At 58.9% G+C, this 14992-nt stretch carries 18 protein-coding genes; 10 read left to right on the forward strand and 8 right to left on the reverse strand.

Features of this window, described 5'->3' with window-relative positions:
* The first annotated feature begins 17 nt into the window (after nt 1–17).
* Genes pspA through pspG form a run of 3 tightly spaced genes read left to right on the forward strand, consistent with a single transcriptional unit; the run spans nt 18 to nt 1153 of the window.
* Complete coding sequence (pspA, locus tag ACB028_RS10160) at nt 18–680, forward strand: phage shock protein PspA (RefSeq protein ID WP_026457502.1); 663 nt, start codon at nt 18–20, stop codon at nt 678–680.
* A 2-nt stretch (nt 681–682) separates the two neighbouring features.
* Complete coding sequence (locus ACB028_RS10165) at nt 683–889, forward strand: PspC domain-containing protein (RefSeq protein WP_026457503.1); 207 nt, start codon at nt 683–685, stop codon at nt 887–889.
* A gap of 45 nt (nt 890–934) precedes the next feature.
* Complete coding sequence (pspG, locus tag ACB028_RS10170; RefSeq protein WP_042025875.1) at nt 935–1153, forward strand: envelope stress response protein PspG; 219 nt, start codon at nt 935–937, stop codon at nt 1151–1153.
* Nucleotides 1154–1228: 75 nt separating this feature from the next.
* Here pspG and ACB028_RS10175 read toward each other — a convergent pair whose 3' ends face one another.
* On the reverse strand, nt 1229–1564 hold the full coding sequence (locus tag ACB028_RS10175; RefSeq protein ID WP_342013164.1) for a GIY-YIG nuclease family protein: 336 nt from the start codon (nt 1562–1564) through the stop codon (nt 1229–1231).
* Nucleotides 1565–1608: 44 nt separating this feature from the next.
* Between ACB028_RS10175 and ACB028_RS10180 the strand changes: the two genes are divergently transcribed.
* The gene (locus ACB028_RS10180; RefSeq protein ID WP_124240270.1) at nt 1609–2343 is read left to right on the forward strand and encodes an ABC transporter substrate-binding protein; all 735 of its coding nucleotides are present in this window, start codon (nt 1609–1611) and stop codon (nt 2341–2343) included.
* On the opposite strand, the gene rarD is transcribed toward ACB028_RS10180, so the two are convergent.
* A complete protein-coding gene (gene rarD, locus ACB028_RS10185) occupies nt 2325–3212 on the reverse strand; it encodes an EamA family transporter RarD (protein WP_042025872.1) in 888 nt (295 codons plus the stop codon). The genes ACB028_RS10180 and rarD overlap by 19 nt on opposite strands.
* A 98-nt stretch (nt 3213–3310) precedes the next feature.
* Here rarD and ACB028_RS10190 point away from each other — a divergent pair, with 98 nt between their 5' ends.
* Nucleotides 3311–3892: a uracil-DNA glycosylase family protein gene (locus tag ACB028_RS10190; RefSeq protein ID WP_342017686.1), complete on the forward strand. Its 582-nt coding sequence runs from the start codon at nt 3311–3313 to the stop codon at nt 3890–3892.
* 13 nt (nt 3893–3905) lie between these two features.
* On the opposite strand, the gene ACB028_RS10195 is transcribed toward ACB028_RS10190, so the two are convergent.
* The gene (locus ACB028_RS10195) at nt 3906–4763 is read right to left on the reverse strand and encodes a DMT family transporter (RefSeq protein WP_342017687.1); all 858 of its coding nucleotides are present in this window, start codon (nt 4761–4763) and stop codon (nt 3906–3908) included.
* A gap of 91 nt (nt 4764–4854) precedes the next feature.
* Here ACB028_RS10195 and ACB028_RS10200 point away from each other — a divergent pair, with 91 nt between their 5' ends.
* The gene (locus tag ACB028_RS10200; protein ID WP_042071046.1) at nt 4855–5772 is read left to right on the forward strand and encodes a LysR substrate-binding domain-containing protein; all 918 of its coding nucleotides are present in this window, start codon (nt 4855–4857) and stop codon (nt 5770–5772) included.
* Nucleotides 5773–5869: 97 nt separating this feature from the next.
* Here ACB028_RS10200 and znuB read toward each other — a convergent pair whose 3' ends face one another.
* Both znuB and znuC read right to left on the reverse strand, forming a co-directional pair.
* Nucleotides 5870–6649, reverse strand: a complete 780-nt coding sequence (znuB, locus tag ACB028_RS10205; RefSeq protein WP_026456077.1) for a zinc ABC transporter permease subunit ZnuB — start codon at nt 6647–6649, stop codon at nt 5870–5872.
* Nucleotides 6650–6670: 21 nt separating this feature from the next.
* Nucleotides 6671–7435, reverse strand: a complete 765-nt coding sequence (znuC, locus tag ACB028_RS10210; RefSeq protein ID WP_026456078.1) for a zinc ABC transporter ATP-binding protein ZnuC — start codon at nt 7433–7435, stop codon at nt 6671–6673.
* A gap of 95 nt (nt 7436–7530) precedes the next feature.
* Here znuC and znuA point away from each other — a divergent pair, with 95 nt between their 5' ends.
* Together znuA and ACB028_RS10220 are read left to right on the forward strand one after the other, a co-directional pair.
* Nucleotides 7531–8445 (forward strand): zinc ABC transporter substrate-binding protein ZnuA, encoded by a 915-nt coding sequence (gene znuA / locus ACB028_RS10215; RefSeq protein WP_371144205.1) that lies wholly within the window; start codon nt 7531–7533, stop codon nt 8443–8445.
* Nucleotides 8446–8518: 73 nt separating this feature from the next.
* A complete protein-coding gene (locus tag ACB028_RS10220; protein WP_371144206.1) occupies nt 8519–9193 on the forward strand; it encodes a transglutaminase-like cysteine peptidase in 675 nt (224 codons plus the stop codon).
* Here ACB028_RS10220 and ACB028_RS10225 read toward each other — a convergent pair.
* Nucleotides 9188–10117 carry a TAXI family TRAP transporter solute-binding subunit gene (locus ACB028_RS10225; RefSeq protein ID WP_371144207.1) on the reverse strand — a complete coding sequence of 310 codons (930 nt, stop codon included), beginning with the start codon at nt 10115–10117 and terminating at the stop codon, nt 9188–9190. The two genes, ACB028_RS10220 and ACB028_RS10225, sit on opposite strands and share 6 nt — an antisense overlap.
* Nucleotides 10114–11412: a LapD/MoxY N-terminal periplasmic domain-containing protein gene (locus tag ACB028_RS10230; protein WP_371144208.1), complete on the reverse strand. Its 1299-nt coding sequence runs from the start codon at nt 11410–11412 to the stop codon at nt 10114–10116. Before ACB028_RS10230 ends, ACB028_RS10225 begins: the two co-directional genes overlap by 4 nt.
* A gap of 260 nt (nt 11413–11672) precedes the next feature.
* Between ACB028_RS10230 and mepM the strand changes: the two genes are divergently transcribed.
* A complete protein-coding gene (gene mepM / locus ACB028_RS10235; RefSeq protein ID WP_026456082.1) occupies nt 11673–13010 on the forward strand; it encodes a murein DD-endopeptidase MepM in 1338 nt (445 codons plus the stop codon).
* Nucleotides 13011–13085: 75 nt separating this feature from the next.
* On the opposite strand, the gene ACB028_RS10240 is transcribed toward mepM, so the two are convergent.
* Nucleotides 13086–14030 carry a D-2-hydroxyacid dehydrogenase gene (locus ACB028_RS10240; protein WP_268855395.1) on the reverse strand — a complete coding sequence of 315 codons (945 nt, stop codon included), beginning with the start codon at nt 14028–14030 and terminating at the stop codon, nt 13086–13088.
* Between the two features lie 163 nt (nt 14031–14193).
* Here ACB028_RS10240 and ACB028_RS10245 point away from each other — a divergent pair, with 163 nt between their 5' ends.
* Nucleotides 14194–14775: a YjaG family protein gene (locus tag ACB028_RS10245; protein ID WP_042071060.1), complete on the forward strand. Its 582-nt coding sequence runs from the start codon at nt 14194–14196 to the stop codon at nt 14773–14775.
* Nucleotides 14776–14992 lie beyond the last annotated feature (217 nt).

Genomic DNA, 14992 nt, shown 5'->3' on the forward strand with positions numbered 1-14992 from the left:
CAACAAGGAGCCAGACCATGAGCGTATTCAGCCGCCTGACCGACGTGATCAATGCCAACCTGCACAGCCTGCTCGACAAGAGCGAAGAGCCGGAAAAGATGTTGCGCCTGATGATCGAGGAGATGGAGCAGGTCCAGGTCGAGATGCGTACCCAGGCCGCCCGCATCATCGCCGAACAGAAACAGCTGGAGCGGCACCAGCAGACATTGCAGCACCAGATCCAGGAGTGGTCGGCGAAGGCTGAGCTTGCCCTGCAGAGAGGGCGTGAGGATCTGGCTCGTGCCGCCCTCACCGAGAAGCTGGCCGAGGTCAAGCGTTGTGAGCAACTGGAGCAGGACAAGGCCCGGGTGGCCGAGGTGCTGGCCCAGCTGACCGCCGACAGCGAACGGCTGGCGGCCAAGCTGACCGAGGCCCGCGAGAAGCAGAAAATGCTGACCCTGCGCGAGCAAACTGCCCACAGTCGCCTGCGGGCCCGCGCCCAGGTCGACAACCAGCGAATGCACGAGCTGATGGCCCGTTTCGACGGTTTTCAGGGACGGATCGATCAGCTGGAAGCCCAGCTTGAAGCGGCGACCCTGGGCCAGAATCCTTCGCTTGAGGCCCAGTTCCGCGAGCTGGAGCTCAATGACGAGATAGAGCGTGAGCTGGCGCGCCTGAAAGGCCAGAAGGCGGAGGTGTGATCATGCGCCCCTGGCCCAAGGATCTGGTGCATCGCAAGCTGACCGGGGTGTGCGCCGGGATTGCCAATCGGCTGGGGGTCTCCCGTGTCACGGTGCGAATCGTGGCACTGATCGCCCTGATCCTGCTGCCGCCCGTGACTCTGGCCGCCTATCTGTTGGCAGTGCTGGTGATGCCACCCCGTTATGAATTGAAACGCTGGCTGGATTGACCGCTGGGTCAGCGAGTCGGCCCCATCCTCTGTAAGGAGCAAGATATGCTGGAATTTTTCGTATTGCTGGTGGTGTTGGTGATCATGGCGCTGACCGGCTTTACCCTGATTGCCATGTTGCTGGTCAGCGGTCTGTTCGTGCTGCTGGGGGCCCTGGGCGGCATGCTTGCTCTCATCATCAAGCTGGCGCCCTGGCTGCTGCTGGTACTGGTGGTCTGCTGGCTCATCAGCAACCGCAAGCGCCGCACCAACACCTACCTCTAGTTGTCATGCGTTGTTAATGCTTCCCGAACTCCCTTTGTTGGCCACTCAATAGAGTGGCCTTTTTTATGTTTGCGCTCAAACGTGTCGGGATTGCCACTCCCGATACCAGGTTGGCCAGAAGGCGGGCTCCTGCACCAGTCGCTCCTTGACCGCTTTGGGCTGCTGCTTGAGACGGTATTCGATGCGCAGGGCCGTGCCCTTGTCTGCTACCTGTTGTTGCCATGCCAGGATAAGCGGCCCCTTGCCACGCAGGGCACGGGATCCCTTGCCACTTTGGTGCTGGCGCAGGCGGCGAACCGGATCCGTGCTGATCCCGGTGTAAAGGGTGCCTGTGGCCGTGCGCACCATATAGACGAACCAGTCGGTGGGCGGGGAGGAAGATAAGGCGGGCTGTGCCGCGGATTTTTTCATTCGTGCTCTCTGTGCCAAACTCAAGGCTAACCTTGGGAGGTGCAATGCGATTCTGGCTCTGGTTGTGGTTCCTACTGGCGACACCCGCGATGGGAGAGACGCTCCGTCTCTACGATTACCATCAGCATCCCCCTTTCAACACCGGGCCTGATGCGGGGATGAGTCGGGAGCTGGTCAAGTATCTCAATGAAAAGCTGGGGGGTGAACCCAGAATAGAGCTCTGGCCGGTCAATCGTGCCAGACTGGCGCTGGAGATGTCGGATCCCGGCTTCGACAGCCTGGTTGCCTGGGTCAATCCGGCCTGGATGGGTGATCCCATGCGCGAACGCTACCTCTGGACCCTGCCCATCATGCGCGATACCAACGAACTCATCTCCAGCGTGAACAAGCCGGTCATCTATCACGGGCCGGATTCACTCAAGGGGCTGGTGTTCGGGGGCGTCGAGGGGTATCGCTATCAGGGTATTGATGAGGCCGTGGCGAGGGGAGAGGTCATTCGCCATGATTCCAAGAAGGTGAAGAGCAATTTCAGCATGCTGGTACGGGGCCGTATCGATGTGACCCTGGTCCCGGGCTCGGCGCTGGCCTTCTTCACCCGGGATCCTGCGTTTGAGGGCAAGCTGTTCGTCTCTCCCTTTGCCCAGTCCACCTATTCCCGCCACATATTGCTGCCCAAGTCTCGCCGCGATCTGCATACCAGATTGAACGACATCGCCGAGCAGATGGACAGGGATCCCCGCTGGCATCAGGTTCTGGAGTCTTACCGCACGGCCCCCTGAGGTCGTCTGAGGCGATGCAGGGGTAGCAGGCTGACCAGCAGGCCGGCCCAGACGAAGGCAAATCCCACCGATTTCACCGGATCCGGCGTCTCGCCAAACCAGTAGATGGCGATCAGGAAGGCGAGGCTCGGCTCGATATATTGCAGCAATCCCACCGTGCTCATCCGGGTTCTGGCGACGGCGTAGCAGAACAATCCCACCGGCAGCAGGGTAGCGGGAGCACTGCCGATCAGCAGCAGCTTGTCGGTCAGATCGCCATTGACGAACATTCCCTCGCCCTGCCACGCCAGCAGGCCGATCAGCAACAGGGCGACGGGCAGCTGCACCAGCGCTTCAAGGTAGAGGCAGGTGCCGGTGTCGTAGTGGATCTTCTTCTTGATGAGGCCATAGAGGGCGAAGTTGGCACCCATGATGAGGGAGAACCAGGGCAACTGGCCGTAGCAAAACAGCATGTAGGCGAGCCCCGCCAGCGCCAGGGCGACCGCCAGGTGCTTCTGCGGGGTGAGCCTCTCTTTGAGGAAGAGCACGGCGAACACGATATTGAACAGCGGTGTCATGAAGAAGGCGAGGCTGGTTGCCAACACCTGGCCGGTGGTCAGGCACCAGGTGAACATGCACCAGCTGATGGACATGACGGGGCCCGCCAGCAGGATGAGGCCAAGCTGGCGTGGCTCGCCGCGCAGGCTGGCCCAGGGAACCTTGTGACCGATCAGCACGAACAGGGCACCCAGCAGCACCACGGACCAGAGCACCCGGTGAGAGATGAGCTCCCACATGTTGACCTCGGGCATGAACTGATAATAGAGCGGCAGCATGCCCCACAGAATGAAGGAGAGGGCGGCCGTGCCTGTACCTAGCCAGTTTTTCATGATTACCTGTTTATTAAATTAAACGCACGTTGAGATGATATGTGTCTCGTTTGGCTTTCACAAGAGGAAAGCTGGCAAAAGCTGTTACTATGAGCCCCATGCAACGAATCGATATCCTGTTTGAGCAAATCAGGGCCTGCCGTCTGTGCGAAGCCCATCTGCCGCTGGGGCCGCGCCCGGTGATCCGGGGGGTCGGGAGTGCTCGCCTGCTGATCATCGGCCAGGCGCCCGGTACCCGGGTTCATGCCAGCGGCATCCCCTGGGACGACGCGTCCGGCGACCGGCTGCGTCACTGGCTCGGAGTGGACAAGGACACCTTCTACGATGAATCCCGCATCGCCATCATGCCGATGGGCCTCTGCTACCCCGGCAAGGGCAAGTCGGGGGATTTGCCGCCCCGACCCGAGTGTGCCCCGACCTGGCACGACAAGGTGCTGATGTTGCTGCCCAATATCGAGCTGACCCTGCTCATCGGCCAGTACGCGCAAAATTATTATCTGCGCGAGGTGGGCAAGGGGTCGCTGACCGAAACAGTGCGCAGCTGGGCAGAGTACGGGCCCGGCTGGCTGCCGTTACCGCACCCTTCACCGCGCAACACCTTCTGGCTCAGGAAAAATCCCTGGTTCGAGCAGGATGTGCTCCCGCACCTGAGGAAGAGGGTCGCTCCACTGCTGGCGTGACCCTAGGTTTCGTTCAGATCGCAGGTTCGGCCAGCGGTTTTGGCTTGCCACGGGCCATGGCCACCAGCGGCAATATGATGCACAAACAGCCCAGCAGCAGCGGCAGGCCGGGCTGCTCGTCAAACAGCCAGACCCCGATGGCGACCGCCATCAAAAGCCCCGTGTATTCCGCCGAGGCGATCTTGCTCGCTTCCGCCTTGCGATAGGCCATCACGCACAATCCGGCATAGACCATGATGAGCGCCGATGATCCGAAGGCGGGCCACCACATCTGCCACTGCCACTCTCCCCCTTCCCAGAAGGCCAGCGCCAGGATGAAGGGCATGCTCAGCACATTGGTGAAGAACAGGGTCTGGGCGATGGGCTGCTTGAGCGGGATCCGCTTGATCAGCAAATTGTTGACCGCCATGGAGAGCGCTACTCCGAGTGCCGCGAGTGCAGCCCAGTTTACCTCGGTCGGGCGCAGTACGATGAGCACCCCGACGAAGCCGATAAAGGCCGTCAACACCTTCTGGCGCGAGATGGCCTCCCCCGCCAGCCATACCGCCAGCGGCACCATCATCAGGGGCGCAGCGTAGAAGAGGGCGTTGGCGGTGGCGAGTGGCAAGCGGGTGAGGGCGATCACCATCAGGCAGACGCCGACCGCCCAGATGTGGGCACGCAGCAGATGCCACTTGAGCGCCACCGGCGGGTGGCGACGCCACGACCAGAGCAGCCAGGGGGCCAGCAGGATGGCGGCAGAGAGCTGGCGGAAAAAGACAAACTGAAAGACGGGCTGGCTCGGTTCCAGCACCTTGACCAGCGCATCAGAAAAAACCGCCACCATGTTGCCCAGCACCAGATAGAGGATGCCGATCCCGACTGCATTCATACCGCCTCCCGTTTCAGAGTAGAGAAGGGTAGCCCGAGCGCAGTTATCCAGTAAAATGATAAAAAATAACCATCTATGAGATTTTTGGATAATGAAATTGCCCCCCCTGCGCGCCGTCCAATATTTTGAGGCGGTTGCCCGTTTGTTGAGCTTCTCCCGCGCCGCCCTTGAGCTCAACGTCAGCCAGAGCGCGGTCAGCCACCAGATCCGCTTGCTGGAGGATTTTCTGGGAGAACGGCTGCTGTTGCGCCAGGGGCGAGCGCTGTCACTGACGCCGCAAGGGGAGGTCTATTTCGAGGGCATTGCTGCGGGTCTGGCCCAGATTGCCCAGTGCAGCGAGCAACTGCGCGGTGGCGGCGAGATGCGGCTGCGCCTCGCGGTCTACAGCTCGTTTGCGGTGAAGTGGCTGATCCCGCGCCTGGCCGGTCTGCGCCAACTCTATCCCGAACTGGATCTGAGCCTGGAGATGGTGGCAGAGGATCCCGAGCTTTCTGATCGGGTGGCGGATTGCTTCATCACTGTCTCCCCCGAGGGGCGCGGCTATGTCCATGATCTGCTCTATCGGGAGCGGTTGATGCCGGTGTGCAGCCGGCGCCTGTGGCAGCAGGTGGAGGGGGAGTGGCCTGCTGCCCTGTGGCAGCTGCCGTTGCTCTCCATCCAGGCGATTTACAGGGAGAAGGGGGAGGATTGGCGGCGCTGGGCGGAGGCGGGCGGGCTGATGATTGCGCCCGAGGCAAGAATGCACCACTTCAGCCACATCCTGCTGGCGCTGGAGGCTGCCAACTGGGATCAGGGGGTGGCACTCATCAATGACTACATGCTGCAGCCGGAGGATCCCCGTCTGGTGCGCTTGCCGCTGCATGCCCTCGAGACCGGGGACAACTTCTATTTTGTCTGCAAGCGCTCGCGGGCCCATGAACCCGCCATCAACCGGCTGCGCCAGTGGCTCTGGCAGGAGGCGCAGGCCAGCCTGCGCCCCGGGGAGACGGAGCCGCTCAGGCGCGTTTGAACTGTGCTCTGGATAAAGAGACTGGATGGCCGAGGGGCCGATCCCGGGCGTGCCCTGATAGCGGTGGAGAGTCCACCGCTATCAGGAGGTGCGATGTTTAAGCGCGTTTGAACTGGCTCAGGATAAAGAGGCTGGTGGCGCAGACGACGACCGATGGACCGGCCGGGGTGTCCTGATACCAGGAGAGGGTGAGGCCGCCCAGTACCGCCAGGCAGCCGATCAGCGCGGCAAAGCCGGCCATCTGCTCCGGCGTCTGGCTGAAGCGGCGAGCGGTGGCAGCGGGAATGATCAAGAGCGAGGTGATGATGAGCGCCCCGACAAACTTCATCGCCACGGCGATCACCAGGCCAATCAGCAACATCAGCACGCAGCGCAGCACATCGACCCGGATCCCTTCAACCCGCGCCAGCTCCTCCGAGATGGTCATGGAGAGCAGGGGATCCCACAATCGCCACAGGGTGAGCAGCACCAGGGCGCCGCCACCATAGATCCAGATCAGGTCCATCGGCTGCACCGAGAGCAGGTCACCGAACAGGTAGGCCATCAGATCGACCCGCACGTTGTCCATAAAGCTCAAGGTAACCAGACCCAGCGACAGGGCGCTGTGGGCCAGGATGCCGAGCAGGGTGTCGGTGGCCACCTGCTGGTTGCGGCTCATGATCACCAGCAGCATGGCCATGGCGAGGCAGCAGACCACCACCGCCAGAGTGAGATCCACCTGCAGCAGGATGCCCAGCGCGATACCGAACAGGCAGGCGTGGGAGAGGGTGTCGCCGAAATAGGCCATCTTGCGCCATACCACGAAGCTGCCGAGGGGGCCGGCCAGCAGGGCGATGCCGAGACCTGCCGCGAGGGCATATAACAGAAAGCTGTCCACTTGAAGGTCCTATTGCTTGCGCTATTTGTTGCGAGAGGGCAGGCGAATGACGGGAGCCTGCGGTTCATGATGATGGTGTTCGCCATCGCAGTGGTGATGGTGGGTGTAGACCGCCAGCACCTCCTGCTCGGGCCGCCCGAACAGACGGGCAAATTCGGGGTGGCGTGCCACGCTCTCCGGTTCGCCATGGCAGCAGACGTGGCGATTGAGGCAGATCACCTCGTGGGTGCTGGCCATCACCAGGTGCAGGTCGTGGGAGACCATCAGTACGGCGCAGTTGAGCTCGGCGGCCAGTTGACCGATGAGGGCATAGAGCTCGATCTGGCCGTTGATGTCGACACCCTGTACCGGTTCGTCAAGCACCAGCAGCTCGGGTTTGACCAGCAGGGCGCGGGCAAGCAGCACCCGCTGCATCTCGCCGCCTGAGAGTTTCTGCATCCGGTTGTCCAACAACTCCTGGGCGCCGACCCGGCCCAGTGCCTCTTCAATGGAGAGGCGACTGTTTTTGCCCAGTTGCAGGAAGCGGCGAACCGTCAGCGGCAGGGTGGGATCGAGATAGAGGCGCTGGGGGACATAACCGACCCGTAAATCACGGCTACGGTTGATCTCGCCGGAATCCGGGGTGAGCAGGCCCAACACCAGTTTGCTCAGGGTGCTTTTGCCCGCCCCGTTGGGGCCGACCAGGGTGGTAATTTTGCCTTTATTGAGGGTAAAGGAGACCTTGTCGAGCACAGAGCGTCCATCGAACGACAGACTGACCTCTTTCAGCTCCACCAGTTGGGTCATGACAACTCCGGGGTTTACAGCCAGTGAGAGTTATAATATAACAAAAAAATTGGTTTGTTATATTATCACACTGACACCTGCTGACGAGACCCCCAATGCGAATTATTGCCCTGATCACTGCCCTGCTGGCAGTGAGTTTGCCCGTTCGTGCCCTCGAGGTACTGACTACCATCAAGCCCCTCGGTTTTATCGCCGCCGCCATCACTGACGGCGTGAGCGAGCCCAAGGTTTTGCTGCCAACCGGCGCGTCTCCTCATGATTTCTCCCTGCGTCCTTCCGATATTCGCAGCATCAATGGCGCCGATCTGGTGGTGTGGGTCGGCCCTGAACTGGAAGGCTTCATGGCCAAACCACTGGCCAACCATCCTCATGTGTTGACCCTGACACAGGTCGAGGGCATGCCGCTGTTTGACTACGCCAGGCAGGAGGGGCATGAAGAGCACGCAGATGAAGAACATGAAGGTCATGACCACGATGGCCACGAGGGACATCACCACGAGGGCATCGATCCCCACCTCTGGCTGGGACCGACCCAGGCCAAGGTCATCGCTCGCGCCATCGCCGTCGAGCTCGGCAAGCAGGATCCGGCCAACAAGTCTCGTTATGAGGCCAATCTCGCCGCCTTTGATGCCAAGGTCGATGCCAAGGACAAGATCATTGCCGAACAGATGAAGGCGGTGAACCAGAAGGGATATTTCGTGTTCCATGAAGCCTATGGCTACTGGGAGCGCCACTACGGCATGAGTTCGAAGGGCCACTTCACCGTGAGTCCGGAACGCCGCCCGGGAGCCAGGACGCTGGTGGAGATCCGCAAGGCGCTGGAAGAGAAGCAGGCCAGTTGCATCTATGCCGAGCCGCAGTTTTCCCCCGCCGTCATAGAGTCGGTGGCCCGCAATACCGGGGCCAGGGTATTGCTGCTGGACGAAGTGGGTGAGCAGGTGCCGCTCGGTCCGGATGGCTATCCCCAGTTCATGCAGCAATTGGCGGATGCCTTCGCCCAGTGCCGTTAAGCCTGTCCTTGTCGCGATAGCGCTTGGCCCGCCTACTATACTGACCTCCAGCATCTGGCATGGAGTGTCCGGTATGAAATGGTGGCTCATCCCTGCCTGTGCGTTGGTCCTTTTGGGGAACAGCGTGCAGGCCTCTCGTCTCTCCGACTATATCGCCAGCCCCGAATTGCAGGCCAAATTGCAGGAAGTGTATGGCGGCAGGGCGATCCAGCGGGCCGAGGCATTCTCCCGCCTGCTTGCGCCGCGGGCCGGCACCACGGATCAGCAAAAGCTCGAGCTGGTGAACAATTACTTCAACAATCTGACCTACAGCGATGATCCCAAGCTGTGGGGGATGGAGGATTACTGGGCCAATCCGCTGGAATTTATCGGCGCCCGCGGTGGTGACTGCGAGGACTACAGCATTTCCAAATACTACACACTCATGGAGCTGGGGGTAGCGGAGGGGAAGTTGCGGTTGGCTTACGTCAAGGCGGTGAGATACAACCAGTTTCACATGGTGACGCTTTATTTTCCGACCCCAAAATCAGACCCGCTAGTGCTCGACAATATCAACAGCCGGATCCTGCTAGGCAGCAAGCGCACCGATCTTATTCCCGTCTACAGCTTCGATGCCAAAAGCATCTGGATCATGAAGTCCCGTCGGGAGGGAACCCTGGCGGGGAGCGCAGACAGGCTGGCGCAGTGGACTGCCATGAAGACCCGCTTTTCCAGCGAACATCTGCGCACGCCACGCCGTCAGTTATAGTTTCCCGGCCGCTTTCAACTCGGCAAAATAACGCGCCGCACCGGGGTGTTGTTCAATGCTCAGCACAGGACCCGTCTTGTTGCGGGCCCGATAAAACATATTGGCATACCCATAGGTCTGTTCATTGAACTTGGTTTGCTGGTCCACCATGGCCTTGGTCAGCTGGTAAACTGCCTCTTCCGGCATGGTGGCATTGGTGACCAGAGTGGCGGCGATGGCGAAGGTCGGGGTCGCCTTGAGATTGCCCGGATAGATGCGGGCTGGTATTTGACTGCGCTGGTAGTATTTGACGTCTTGGATCAGTTGTTCCCTGAGCTCACCATCTACCGGCAAGAAACTAATGGCGCAGCGTTTGGCGGCATTGAGTACATGGCGGTTCGGATGGCCCATGACGACGGCGAAGGCATCTATCTGTTTGCTGCACAGGGACTCGGGCAGGTTCGCCATGCTCTTGAGGTCGAGATCCTGCTCTTTTATTCCCAGCAGGTTGAACAGCGCCAGAGCGGTTTGGCGGGTACCGGAGTTTTTCAATCCCATGTCGATGGGGGCAAGTTTGAGCTGCTCCAGTTTGGTGATATCACCATCGGCGCGGATCACTATGGTAAAAGGCTCAGCATGAGTGGCGAACAAGGCTCGCAACTCGGGTTGTGGCTTGCCGGTGAAAGGGCCTGCGCCCTGGCTGGCCTGGTAGAGCCAGTCTGACTGCACCATGGCGTAAGAGACGTCACCACTCTTCAGGCGCTGCAAGTTCTCCAGTGAGCCGGAGGTGGCTTGCAATTGGCAGTTCAACTGCGGAGCCAGGCGACAAAATTCCCCCATGATTTGATGGTATATCCCCTGTTCACCCCCGGTGCTAATGGTGACGGAGGCTGCCGTGGCAGCCGGTTGCCAAAGCAGGGCCAATAACAGGCTTATCCTTCTCATGATTGAACCTCCCTGGCATATCCGTCGATCCCCCAACTGCGCAACTTGTCCACGTCAGCCAGCTCGCCCGCCTCGGCCAGCAGGGTGTAACCGGCTGCATGCATGGTTTGCGAGACCAGATGCCAGTAAAGAGGAACCTCCGTTATCTGGCAGCAGATAAACACGGGATTGAGAGGGTCGAGCTGATTGAGGGTGTCCGCATTGAGAGGAATGGCGCTGAAAGCGAGTTCAACCCCCTGCTCTTGCAGTGAGAGCAGGAGGGACTGCCCTTGATTCGGAAAGGCGGGGAGATCCCAGCGCCAATCCAGTGTCTTGCCACGGCCCTGGGTCAGCAAGGGGGCTATTTCCGGCCATTGTGGATGGTTGAGCAGGGAAAGCGGCAAAGAGATGCCCTCGACGTTTTGTTGTAGCCATGGCGCCAGGGCCGCTTCGATAACAGTGAGCTCACTGTCAGCTGACACTGTTTGCTCAGGCAGGAATCGTTGATAGAGGGGGATCTCTCCCTGGGTCGAGAAAAATGTTTGCAGATAGCCTCCTCTAGCTTGTGAAACCATTCCATGCAACGGAACGTGAGGTGTCATTGGAAGCTGTTTACCCAGTTGGGTGATCTTGAGGCGTTGTTGCAGCAGATCCCGTTTTCGTTCCGAGATCAGTTGATTGATGGAGGATGTCACTTCTCTGAGATCGTGCAGCCAGGGGGTGGACAAGGTGTTGTTGTACTGATGCTTGCGAAGCCGGCCAAGTTGCAGGTTGATATCTGTCAGTGGTCGCAGCAGTCGCTTGCAGGCCCAGGAGATCGCCAGGGTAAAAACCAGCAGCCCTGCCAGCAAGGCAAAGCCGGTGCGGCTGATGGCATTCCACAGATGCTGATAGGCATAACCACTGTGTCCTTCCAGCGTCAGTGTGCCCAGTATGCGCCAACCATCGGTCAGCTCTTGTTCGCTCCTGACAGGTGGCATGTCAATGGCCGAAGGGAGCCAGGACGGCACATTCTGCTGGGAGGATTGAAATACCTTGTTGAGCAGTATTTGGCCATCGGGATCAACCAGGGTCACAGCGCTGACAAAACCGCCATCGAACATGGCATTGACGATGGTTTCGGCCAGTACCTTGTCATCGTTGAGCAGGGTGCCCTGCAGTACCAGACCCAGGGCGGTAATCGCCGTCTCCAGATTGGCCGACATCTGGTCGATGATGGATTGGCGGACGGTCGTGATCTCAAGCAGAAGCAGCAGAACGGCACCGATTAGAAACAGAACGAAAATCATTCTGTTTAACAATTTGGCTAGCGACATATCCACTCCATGGAAAAGTTATTGCAACATTTATGTGCCTTGTTCCGAATCGAGTCTGACCCAGTTCTTAAAAATAAGAAAAAATCGTTAAAAAAGGCGATCATTTCTGCCCATAAGGGAAGGTTATGCATAAAATGTGAGGTTCATGCAGATTGCGATGAACTTTTTGTATCTTTATTTGTCCAAAAATCAGTTTTATACGGTTTTGTCACAACTGACATCGCAACTCACACTATTTAGATCTAAACACAGGATAGCGGATGAAACGTCTCCGTCCCTTGGTCGCGCAGGCTGCCAACTGGGAACCACCGGTTCCCCGCAAACACTTTTATGCCATGGTAATGCTGACGGCCATGACCCTTTCAGCCGTCGCATTGCTCCCGGCACCAGGCGATATCCTGGAACGGCCGTTGCGCCTTGAGTTGCCAATTGATACTGCCGGTACGGCAACCAACGAAAACAACACCGACTTCAACGAAATCCCGGATCACGAGCTGGTTGAGCCGAGCACACCCGAAGATGACATCCCGGTCGATACCACCCCACAATGGCAGGATTATCAGGTCCGCAGTGGCGAGAATCTGACGGCGATCTTTAACAATCTGGGACTCTCTACCACCACCCTTTACAAGGTGCTGGATGCTGACAACAAGAACTATCTGGCTCGTCTCAAACCCGGGCAAAATATCGAGCTGCTGATCGATCAGGACAACATACTGCAGCAACTTAAGATCCGTCTGAATATCAAGCAAACACTGGTAATGTCGCGCAGCGATGATGCCTACACCTCCTCCATGCTCAACGAAAAGGTGGAGTGGCAGCCGCAGCGTTACAACGGGGTGATCAACGGCAGCTTCTATGTCAGTGCACGTAATGCTGGCATTCCGGCCAACCACATCCAGAAGATCGCAAACCTGTTTCAATGGCGGCTCAACTTTGCCAAGGACTTGAAAAAGGGCGACAAATTCAAGGTGCTGGTGCGTCAGGAGACGGTTGAAGGCAAGGGCACGGGCAACAGCCAGCTGCTGGGAGTCGAAGTGACCAGTCAGGGCAAGACGGTATCGGCCTGGCTTGCCGGAGATGGCAACTATTACGATGGTGAGGGTAACAGTCTGGAGCGCGGTTTCCGCCGTTATCCCACCCACAGCCGTTACCGGATCAGTTCCAACTTCAACCCGGCGCGCAAACACCCTGTGACGGGGGCTATCCGTCCCCATGAAGGCACCGACTTTGCTTTGCCGATAGGGACGCCAGTGTTGGCAACCGGTGATGGCGTCGTCCAGAAGGCGACCAGTCACCCGCTGGCGGGCACCTATATCGTAATCAAACATGGACGAACCCTGGCGACCCGCTATCTGCACCTGAGCAAGCTGCTGGTCAAGCCGGGCCAACGGGTGAAGATGGGCGACAAGATTGGCCTGTCGGGCAATACCGGCCGCTCTACCGGAGCCCACCTGCACTACGAGCTGCGCATCAACAACCGTCCGGTCAACGCCATGACCGCCAAGTTGCCGATGGCCGAAGCGCTCAGTGGCAAGGAACGTCGTCAGTTCCTGGCCCAGGTGAAGAGTTATCGCAAGGAGCTGGAGGCGAGTTGATATCGTCTCTTGCTGACGCAATAAAAAGGCCCCGCCACACAGGCGGGGCCTTTTTCATTGGGAGGTGGGGCCGGATCAGTACCCCTTGTCGAAATCGATCTTGCCCTCCAGCGGTTGACCGTCGATGAAGCGGATATAGTTGCGCACGAAGATCTGGGCCACATCTTCCGGGAAACTGTAGGCTCCGTTGTGCGGGGTCACGATTAGATTGGGCTGCCCCCAAAGCGGGCTATCAGCCGGCAGGGGCTCCTGTTCGAACACATCCAGTACCGCCATGGCCAGCTTGCCGGTGCGCAGGGCAGTAAGCAGATCATCGGATTGGACCGCGCTGCCACGTCCCACATTGAACAAAATGGCCCCCGGCTTGCAGTGTTCGAAACGGGCCGCATTGAAGAGATGGCGAGTTTCCCGCGTGGCAGGCAGCACGCTGACGATGACATCGGCCTGGGCCAGCAGCTTGTTCAGGGCTGGGAGCTGATAGACCTGCTCAAATCCGGCTCGTTCCCGCCCGGATCGGCTGATGCCGAGCACCTTCATCCCAAAGTGTCTGCCGGTATGGGCGATATGTTGGCCAATGCTGCCGGTACCCAGGATCAGCATGGTGCGCCCCTTGAGACCCTGATAGGGGTGGCTCTGCCACAGGCGTTGCTTCTGTTGCTCCCGGTAGAGCGGCAGTTGACGCATCAGGCTGAGCAGATGGCCGAACACATATTCGCTCATCAGCGGTCCGAAGATGTCGCGTACATTGGTGAGCTGGTAATCTCGACGGCTACCCGCCTCCAGCAAGACGTCGACCCCCGCATAGGTGGATTGCAACCAGGTCAGCTTGCGGGCTTTTGTGATCAGGGGTTTGGCGCGGGCCGGTTCCGCCATCAGGATATGGGCTTCGCCGATCAGTTTTTCCGCATCGGCCTGATTGTCTGCCCGCAGAATGCGCAGGTGAGGGAGGTTGGCGGCCTTGAGCAGACGTTCGTAGTGAGCATTATCCTGGCTGAGCAAAAGAAGGGTGCGTTGGCTCATACTCTTGTTCCTTATCAGAATTCGCGGCGCAACGAGATGTCGCCCTTGCCCTCATCTTACCCGAGTTGATGTTGCAACATAGCTGACCAGGGCGCATTTTCGTTTTCGCCACGTCCTGTGTGGGCTACAATCTGCCCCACATTTTGCAAAGGATCCGACTCCAGTGTTTGGTGACAAGTTTTATAAGCGACTGGCCGAGCTACAGCCTTGGCAGCAGACCGTCTACACCCTGGCGCTGGCAGAGCGCATGTACCCCAACTATGCCTTGTTCAGCCAGGCCTCCGGTTTTGGCAATGCCGCTTCTTTCCGGCATGCGCTGGACCAGATGTGGAACTACCTCACCGTCAAGGGATCCCGGGTCAATCTGGGGGCAATCCTCGAAGATTTCGAGTCGCACATTCCGGATCCCCGCAAGTTTGAATCTTACGGTGCCTACCCGGCGCTGGATGCCTGTGTGGCGCTGGGTTGTGCCTACAACTCTGTCATTTGCCGAGTGGGGGAAGAGGCCAATGACGCCAGCCATGCCTCGGTTGGTACCGTGGCCGGCTTTATTGATATGCTGGAAGAGCGCGAGCTGACCGAAGAGGAGCTCTACGAGCACGAATACATGGAGGCCGAGCTGGAGTTTCAGGTTGAACTACTCAAGCGGGTTGCTCACGAGCGCGACAGTGATCGCATCCTTGCCATCAAGAAGTTTGCCTCCCAGGGGGGGGTTTCCAACATAGGCATCAGCCTGGAAGAGTAATCTCTCTTTAGTTCGAGGTGACACCTTCGTCACTCAATCAAAAAGCCAGTCATTCTCCTGACTGGCTTTTTTTATCGAGTTTTTATTTACCGCCTCAGGGTATAGCCTTAAGTCAGGGGGAGGGGTGACTGGCGCGTCATATGTTGTTGCTTGCGAAGATTTCCAACGCACCAGGATGAACATGACTCAACCACTCCGGCGACGGCTCATGGGGCCT

The organism is Aeromonas sp. S9(2024) (assembly GCF_041403185.1).
Lineage (GTDB): Bacteria > Pseudomonadota > Gammaproteobacteria > Enterobacterales > Aeromonadaceae > Aeromonas > Aeromonas enteropelogenes.